The organism is Marilutibacter maris, assembly GCF_006546735.2.
Lineage (GTDB): Bacteria > Pseudomonadota > Gammaproteobacteria > Xanthomonadales > Xanthomonadaceae > Marilutibacter > Marilutibacter maris.
This window is the reverse complement of record NZ_VICD02000281.1, coordinates 1-4,126: the sequence shown is the minus strand read 5'-3', so window position 1 is coordinate 4,126 and position 4,126 is coordinate 1. Positions and strand designations below refer to the sequence as shown.

6 protein-coding genes are annotated in these 4,126 nt (G+C 70.8%); all 6 read left to right on the top strand.

Annotation, left to right across the window (positions count from 1 at the left end; genetic code table 11):
- Nucleotides 1-1,312: GspE/PulE family protein (locus FKV24_RS16135; RefSeq protein ID WP_141483097.1), on the top strand; the 1,312-nt coding region annotated here is incomplete at its 5' end.
- Nucleotides 1,299-2,510, top strand: coding sequence for a type II secretion system inner membrane protein GspF (gene gspF, locus FKV24_RS16130; protein WP_141483096.1), 1,212 nt, complete (start codon nucleotides 1,299-1,301; stop codon nucleotides 2,508-2,510). The genes FKV24_RS16135 and gspF, both read left to right, overlap by 14 nt.
- Nucleotides 2,511-2,609: 99 nt before the next feature.
- The gene (gene gspG, locus FKV24_RS16125) at nucleotides 2,610-3,047 is read left to right on the top strand and encodes a type II secretion system major pseudopilin GspG (protein ID WP_283016215.1); all 438 of its coding nucleotides are present in this window, start codon (nucleotides 2,610-2,612) and stop codon (nucleotides 3,045-3,047) included.
- Between the two features lie 4 nt (nucleotides 3,048-3,051).
- Entirely contained in the window at nucleotides 3,052-3,549 is a 498-nt protein-coding gene (locus tag FKV24_RS16120) for a GspH/FimT family pseudopilin (RefSeq protein WP_249041055.1), read from the top strand.
- A complete protein-coding gene (gspI, locus tag FKV24_RS16115; RefSeq protein WP_141483093.1) occupies nucleotides 3,536-3,961 on the top strand; it encodes a type II secretion system minor pseudopilin GspI in 426 nt (141 codons plus the stop codon). The genes FKV24_RS16120 and gspI overlap by 14 nt, the downstream gene beginning before the upstream one ends.
- The coding region (locus tag FKV24_RS20270; RefSeq protein ID WP_141483092.1) for a PulJ/GspJ family protein at nucleotides 3,958-4,126 on the top strand (169 nt) is incomplete at its 3' end. The genes gspI and FKV24_RS20270, both read left to right, overlap by 4 nt.

Here is a 4,126-nt window from a genome sequence, read left to right as displayed (position 1 = left end):
CTTCGACCGGCGCCTGTCCGAAGCCTACGCCGATGCCGGCCTCGGCAGCGCCGCCGAGGCCGGCGCCCTCGACGCCCACGGCAGCCTCGACGCCCTGGTCGACGACATTCCGGCCACCGCCGACCTGCTGGAAAGCCAGGACGATGCGCCGATCATCCGCCTGATCAACGGGCTGCTCGCCGAGGCCGCCCGCCTGGGCGCCTCCGACGTCCACGTCGAACCGTTCGAAACCGCGCTGCGGGTGCGTTTCCGCGTCGACGGGGTGATGCGGGAGATGCTCAGCCTGCCCGCCCGCATCGCTCCGCTGCTGGTCTCGCGGGTAAAGGTGATGGCGCGGCTGGACATCGCCGAGAAGCGGGTGCCTCAGGACGGACGGATCTCGGTCGCGATGGGCGCGCGCGCACTCGACGTGCGCGTGTCCACCCTGCCCGCGCGCGGCGGCGAGCGGGTGGTGATGCGCCTGCTCGACAAGGACCAGGGCACCCTGTCGCTGCCGCAGCTGGGCATGCCGGCACCGGTGCTGCGCAGCTTCCGGCAGGCATTGGCGGTGCCCAACGGCATCGTCCTGGTCACCGGCCCGACCGGCTCCGGCAAGACCACCACGCTGTACGCCGGGCTCGCCCGGCTCAACGATGGCAGTCGCACCATCCTCACCGTCGAGGACCCGGTCGAATACGCGATCGACGGGGTCGGCCAGACCCAGGTCAACAACAAGGTCGGCATGACCTTCGCCGCTGGCCTGCGTGCGATCCTGCGCCAGGATCCCGACACCGTGATGGTCGGCGAGATCCGCGACCCGGAAACCGCGCAGATCGCGGTACAGGCCAGCCTGACCGGTCACCTGGTGCTGTCGACCGTGCACACCAACGACGCGATCGGCGCGATCACCCGCCTGCGCGACATGGGCATCGAGCCGTTCCTGCTCGCCTCGACCCTGCGCCTGATCGTCGCCCAGCGGCTGGTGCGGCGGCTGTGTCCGCACTGTCGCGTCGAGCGCGAACCCGACACGCTGAGCCGGCAGCTGATGGGCGATGACCGCGACACGGTCCTGTACCGCGCAGTCGGTTGCGCGCAATGCAGTCACACCGGATTCCGTGGCCGCGTCGGCGTCTACGAGGCGGTCCCGGTCGACGAGGCGCTGCGACAGCTGATCGGCGCCAATGCCGACGAGGACAGCATCGCCCGGCTGGCCTTCTCCGGCGGCGGCCGGTTGTCGCAGGCGGCACGCGAATGCGTCGCCCGCGGCGACACCACCGTCGAGGAAGCCATGCGGGTCGCCCGCCAGGAGCTGGACGACGATGGCGACGTTTGACTACGCCGCGCTCGATCTGCGCGGCCGGACCCGCACCGGGACGGTGTCGGCGGCCAGCGCTGGCGAGGCGCGCGAACGGCTGGAAAAGCGCAGGCTGCTGCCGGTCAAGCTGGCGCCGGCCACGACCGCGTCTGGCAAGGTTTCGGACCGGCGCTCGCTGCTGGATCGCTTCACCCGCAAGGACGTCACCCTGGTCACCCGCCAGCTGGCGACGCTGATCACCGCCGCACCGCTGGAAGAGGCCCTGCGCACGATCGGCGGGCAGGCCGAGAAGCCGGCGGTGCGGCGCACCCTGATGGCGACCCACGCGCTGGTGCTGGAAGGCTTCCGTCTGTCCGACGCGATGGCGCGCCAGGGCGACGCGTTCCCGCCGCTGTACCGGGCGATGGTCGCCGCCGGCGAGAGTTCGGGCGCGCTGCCGGACATCCTCGAACGGCTGGCCGATCTGCTCGAACGCGAACAGCAGGTGCGTTCCAAGCTGTTCACCGCCCTGGTCTACCCGGCCGCGCTGGCGCTGACCGCCGTCGCGGTGGTGATCGCCCTGATGACCTTCGTGGTGCCGAAGGTGGTCGAACAGTTCGACTCGATGGGGCGCGAGCTGCCGACGCTGACCCGGGTGGTGATCGCGATCTCCGACTTCATCGCCGGCTGGGGGCTGCCGCTGCTGGTCCTGTCGATCCTGGCGGCGGCCGGTTTCCGGCTGATGCTCGCGCGGCCGGGCTTTCGACTGCGCTTCGACGCGCTGGTGCTGTGCATGCCGCTGCTGGGCCGCCTGATCCGCGATGTCCATGCCGCGCGGATGGCGCGGACGCTGTCGATCATGGTCAACAGCGGCCTGCCGATCCTGGAAGGACTGACGATCACCGCCCGCACCGTGCACAACCGGGTGCTGCGCCAGGCCACCGAGACGATGGTCGCATCGATCCGCGAGGGCGGCAGCCTGTCCTCGGCGATGAAGCGCGCCGCGGTGTTCCCGCCGACCCTGATCTACATGGCCACCAGCGGCGAGAACAGCGGCCGCCTGGCGCCGATGCTGGAGCGCGCCGCCGACTACCTGGAGCGCGAGTTCAACACCTTCACCTCGGCCGCGATGAGCCTGCTGGAGCCGATGATCATCGTCGCGCTGGGCGGCGTGGTCGCGGTCATCGTCCTGTCCATCCTGCTGCCGATCCTGCAGTTCAATTCGCTGGCTTTCTAGAGGACCCCCGTCATGTCGGCCCTTCACCGCCTCCCGTGTTCCGCAGCGCACGCCCGCAACCATGCCCGCGCACCGCAACCGCGCGTCCGACCGTTCCCCGTGCTTGCGCGCGGTCGGGCCGGCAAGGCCCGCGGCTTCACCCTGGTCGAGCTGATGGTGGTCATCGTCATCATCGGCCTGCTCGCGACCGTGGTGATGATCAACGTGATGCCCAGCCAGGACCGTGCGATGGCCGAGAAGACCCGTGCCGACATCTCGGTGCTGGAACAGGCGCTGGAAACCTATCGCCTGGACAACCTCGCCTACCCGAGCACCGGCCAGGGCCTGGAGGCGCTGCTGCAGGCGCCGGCAGGCCTCGCCCGTCCCGAACGCTACCGTCGCGGCGGCTATATCCGTCGCCTGCCGGACGACCCCTGGGGCAACCCCTACCAGTACCGCGCGCCGGGTCGCCAGGGCGCCTTCGAGGTCTATTCCTTCGGTGCCGATGGCGCCGAGGGCGGCGAAGGCGACAACGCCGACATCGGCAACTGGCGCTGATGCCGTGACCCGCACCCCCGCCCGTCACCGCGCGACGCTCCCGGCTGCGCACCGCGCCGCCCGGTCGCGCGGCTTCACCCTGGTCGAGCTGGTGGTGGTGCTGTTCATCCTCGGCATCGCCGGCGCTGCGGTGGTGATGACCGCGCCGGCGGACAACTCGCTCGACGACCAGGCCGACGCCTTCGCCGCCGGCCTGGTCCGCGCGCACGAGGAGGCCATCCTCGGCACCCGCGCGATCGAGGTCACCGTCACCGACCAGGGCTATGGGTTCACCCGCCAGCATTTCGGCGACTGGCAGCCATTGCGCGACCGGCCGTTCGGCAACCGCTTGTGGGACGACGGCATACGGCCGCAATTGCCGCGCGGACGCGATCAGGTCAGCTTCCGCTTCGACCCCACCGGCGCCGCCGTGCCGGCCTCGCTGACCCTGGTCCGCGATCGCGCCTCGGTCGACGTCCGGGTCGACGCCGCCGGCAAGGTACGGATGGATGCCCGGCGCTGAGCTCCAGAGCGTGCATCGCGATCGACCGTGGCGGTCGCGGTATCGGCGCCGGCGCGGCTTCTCGCTGATCGAGATGCTGGTCGCGCTGGCGGTGTTCGGACTCGCCGTGCTCGGACTGCTCAACCTCGCCGGCGAAAGTACCCGCAGCGCGGTGGCGATCGAGGAACGCGTGCTCGCCGGGGTGGTCGCCGACAACCTCGCGGTGGAAGCGATGGTGGCCGACGCCGACGAACTCTCGGCGATGGGGGTCGCTGGTCAGGGACGCGAGTCGGCCGGCGACCGTCCGTGGCGCTGGAAGCGGACCCTGGCGCCCACCGACGACAGCGGTCTGTTGCGCATCGAAGTGCTGGTGATGCCCGTCGACGAGGAGCGGATCGCCGCCGAACGCGTCGTGTTCCGGGAGGCGCCATGAACACGCGCGGTTTCACCCTGATCGAAATGCTGGTCGCACTGGCCATCTTCGCCATGATCTCGGCCGCGGCTGTCGCGGTGATGGCCTATGCCGCCGACAACCAGGGCGTGGTGCGTGCGCGCATGGAGCGGCTGGGCGAGTTCCAGCGCGCGCGCAGCCTGCTGC